Below are 3,298 nucleotides of genomic sequence, written 5' to 3' on the forward strand. Positions count from 1 at the left end.
ATTTGGAGACTTTATCTTCTAAAATTAAAGTGGAAAAAGGAATTTTAACTTCAGCATCATATTGCCAAACAACATGCAGTATTACATTTTTATAATTATCGTCACCGCTGTGTTTATGATTTTTCCAGTCGGTGGAATTGATGTGCAGTTCAATACTGCCGGCCCAAAAAGTTTCGCCAATTTTTATTTTAGCATCTAAAAAATCGGGGCCCTGGTTGGTGTTATAATTTCCGGAATGAATAATTTGTAACACCTCCCCTTCTGCAGTTACTAACTCACTTTTATTAAAGTATTGAAATTGCCAGATGTATTGCAGCAAACGCTCTGTCATTAATGGATAATTGATAAATGAATTAATTAACAATGCTTACAAACTTAAATGATCCTGTTAAATCAAACTTAAACTTAATCAATAAAAATGAAGCCCCAAAGCAAAAACATTATTCATTATCCATTACTAAATTATTAATTACTCGTACCACCCTGCTCACCGGCAAGCCCATAACATTATAAAAATCGCCGTTGATAGTTTTAATACCAACAACGCCTATCCATTCCTGTATGGCGTAAGCACCGGCTTTATCGTAAGGTTTATATTTGTCAACATAAAATTCAATTTGCTCTTTTGTAAGCGTATTAAATTCCACATCGGTTACATCTGCAAAACTTATTTCTTCTTCTTTATTTAAAATTACTACTCCCGTAATTACTTTATGATGATTGCCCGAAAGGCGGGATAAAATATTGACAGCATCTTCCCTGTTTGTTGGTTTGCCAATAATTTCGTTTTGTAAAACAACAATGGTATCGGCGGCGAGTATGGGAATGGTAATGTGGTTAGATCGCTGAATGGCTAAGGCCTTGTTTCTTGCAATATGCACAGCAATTTCTTCAACAGGTAAATGTTGCGGAAAAGACTCATCCGTATCTGCCACAATTATTTCAAAAGGCACTTCGGCCCATTCTAATAATTGTTTACGTCGTGGAGATTGTGAGGCAAGAATAATTTTCTGCATACCTTTTGCAAACCTATAAGGTTTTTTTAGCGGTTAAAAAATTTGAGTTTAATGCTGTCAGGTTGATTGTCGAAACCGGCTTATACTTTAACCCGCCTTCGATAAACTCAGGCTGACAGTTTTTTTATCAGTCATAAATTCTAAAAAAAATCATTGATAAAATACCGGCAAGCATTACCAATTTTACAGCATTACTTAAAACATGATAATCTTTTGCCACATGCGCTTTGTACAGTTTTAATAAAATCCATAACAAGGGCAATATAATTGTTACTGCACAATACGCCACACTCCACCACCAGCCCAAATGCATGGCATAAAACTGAATAACAATTAAAGCGCCGGTTAAAACAATTAACCATACCGCTGTAAAAACTTTTGTTGCAGGTATGCCCCAAACAATCGGCATTGTTTTACAGCCATACCTTGCATCGCCTTCCATATCTTCCATATCTTTTATTACTTCTCTAATTAAAGAAATAATAAAAGCAAACCCGGCATACACAATGGCATATTTAAAAAGTTTTGTGCTGGCCGTTTCGTAATTATGCTTTATTTCATACATCACTTTTGTCATGTACCAGCTTTTCATATTTATCAAATACAAAATCAAAATTGTCCAGGCTGTTAAAACAGAAATTAAAATATTACCTATCAGTAATTTTCTTTTATAAATGGTGGAGTAAAGCCACAAAGCTATGATACAGAAAAAATTTATTACAGCAACTGCCAGGGCATACAAGTCGCCAACCTTAAAACAAACCCATAAACTTATTACTAATCCAACAAGCGAAAGAATAAGATGCCACATAATGGCCCATCTTCTTTTAATAATTTTCTCTACTACTAATTTATCGGGTTTGTTAACCCTGTCAATATTTAAATCGAAATAATCGTTGATGATGTAACCGGCGGCGGCTATTAAAACAGAAGACAAAACTAAAAACCAAAAAAGTAATGGATATAAAACGGGTGTTGAATTATTTTTATTAAAAACAGGAATAACCACCAAATAATAAAACAAACATTGCGTAACCACAATAAACACCAAATTAGGCCAGCGAACCAGGCGAAAAAATGCAGTTACTAATTTCATGTAGTTATTTGTGCACCGAAGTTAGTAATTGAATGTTTAAAACTGAAATGATAATAAAGTTATGTGGAAGTAAGTGAAGTATCAACTTCCCAATGGCCGTTAAGTTTAAGCACTTTTTCTATAACATCTCTGCCGCAGCCATAGCCTCCGGTAAAGGGAGAAATGTATTTACAAATTTGTTTTATTTCGGGCACTGCATCTGCCGGGCAGCAGGGCAACGATACTAATTGCATGGCCATATAATCAGGAATATCATCTCCCATATACAGCATTTGAGATAGTAATAAATTTTGTTGCTGAGCGTATTCCTTCAATAATTTTTCTTTGTTATGCACCCCTAAAAAAACATCTTTTACACCCAACTTTATCAACCGTTGTTTTACAGCTTCGGAGTTACCGCCGGTAATAATAATAATATTGTACCCTTTTTTTATGGCCAGCTGCATGGCATAACCATCTTTACTGTTCATGCTTCTTATCAACTCACCATCGGGCATTACAATCATGGTATCAATGGCCAGCACACCATCAATATCAAAGACAAAGGTCTTAATTGGTTTAAAAAGTTCAAGAAGATTCATGCACCTGTCTCCGCCAGGGCGAAGAACTTCGATTTAAAGTGTATAATTTATTTTATAATGTTTGTATCTTGAAGACACTACAATTAAAAAACTGGTTAAGCCCCTTTAGGGGTTTGGGGTTGATTATCCCTCCACTCATACACCCACGTACTCTGTATCATTTCCAAATGCCCTTCGGTACTTTCTTCGGCCTTACCCACAAAATTGGGAATTTCTAAAATCCATTTTAAAAGATCGGTAAAACGGATGCGGTAAATTCGGCTCTCATTAAAATCATCGCCAAAGCGTTCGTATAATTTCATGGCAATATCTTCATGATCGTTCCAGTGTATAGGTAATTCAAAACTCATAGTATGGTTGATTAGTTTATTAGTTGATTAGTTTATTGGTTGATGATCCGCTTAGTATTTACTGATAAACCAGTTAACCAATAAACCAAATAACGTTTTTTTATTCGCCTAAAAATTGTGTTTGGTCGGGTAGTGTAACCGTTATGTTACCCTCTCCATCAAGCAATACACACTGGCAACCCAACCGGCTGTTTAGCCTGGGATTGATAGCCCTGTCAATAAAATCTTCTTCCTTATCACTCAGTTCCTCTACCA

The 3,298-nt window shown here is 35.4% G+C and carries 5 protein-coding genes; all 5 read right to left on the reverse strand.

The genetic code is table 11. The annotated features are described in order from the left end of the window. The coding region (locus tag ACY651_RS04850; RefSeq protein WP_462250271.1) for a DUF2851 family protein at positions 1 to 331 on the reverse strand (331 nt) is incomplete at its 3' end. 109 nt (positions 332 to 440) lie between these two features. Next, positions 441 to 1,016 carry a Maf family protein gene (locus ACY651_RS04855; protein WP_462250273.1) on the reverse strand — a complete coding sequence of 192 codons (576 nt, stop codon included), beginning with the start codon at positions 1,014 to 1,016 and terminating at the stop codon, positions 441 to 443. Between the two features lie 127 nt (positions 1,017 to 1,143). Beyond that, positions 1,144 to 2,112, reverse strand: a complete 969-nt coding sequence (locus ACY651_RS04860; RefSeq protein WP_462250275.1) for a geranylgeranylglycerol-phosphate geranylgeranyltransferase — start codon at positions 2,110 to 2,112, stop codon at positions 1,144 to 1,146. Between the two features lie 59 nt (positions 2,113 to 2,171). Continuing rightward, the gene (locus ACY651_RS04865) at positions 2,172 to 2,693 is read right to left on the reverse strand and encodes a KdsC family phosphatase (RefSeq protein ID WP_462250277.1); all 522 of its coding nucleotides are present in this window, start codon (positions 2,691 to 2,693) and stop codon (positions 2,172 to 2,174) included. Between the two features lie 95 nt (positions 2,694 to 2,788). Further along, positions 2,789 to 3,043 carry a Fe-S cluster assembly protein IscX gene (iscX, locus tag ACY651_RS04870; RefSeq protein WP_462250279.1) on the reverse strand — a complete coding sequence of 85 codons (255 nt, stop codon included), beginning with the start codon at positions 3,041 to 3,043 and terminating at the stop codon, positions 2,789 to 2,791. Positions 3,044 to 3,298: the final 255 nt, after the last annotated feature.

Origin of the sequence: Ferruginibacter sp. (assembly GCF_031391665.1) — a bacterium.
Lineage (GTDB): Bacteria > Bacteroidota > Bacteroidia > Chitinophagales > Chitinophagaceae > Ferruginibacter.

Bases quoted from the DNA above. Each gene is read 5' to 3' on its own strand.
- ACY651_RS04855 (WP_462250273.1), bottom strand. From the start codon at position 1,016: ATGCAGAAAATTATTCTTGCCTCACAATCTCCACGACGTAAACAATTA.
- iscX (WP_462250279.1), bottom strand. From the start codon at position 3,043: ATGAGTTTTGAATTACCTATACACTGGAACGATCATGAAGATATTGCC.
- ACY651_RS04865 (WP_462250277.1), bottom strand. From the start codon at position 2,693: ATGAATCTTCTTGAACTTTTTAAACCAATTAAGACCTTTGTCTTTGAT.
- ACY651_RS04860 (WP_462250275.1), bottom strand. From the start codon at position 2,112: ATGAAATTAGTAACTGCATTTTTTCGCCTGGTTCGCTGGCCTAATTTG.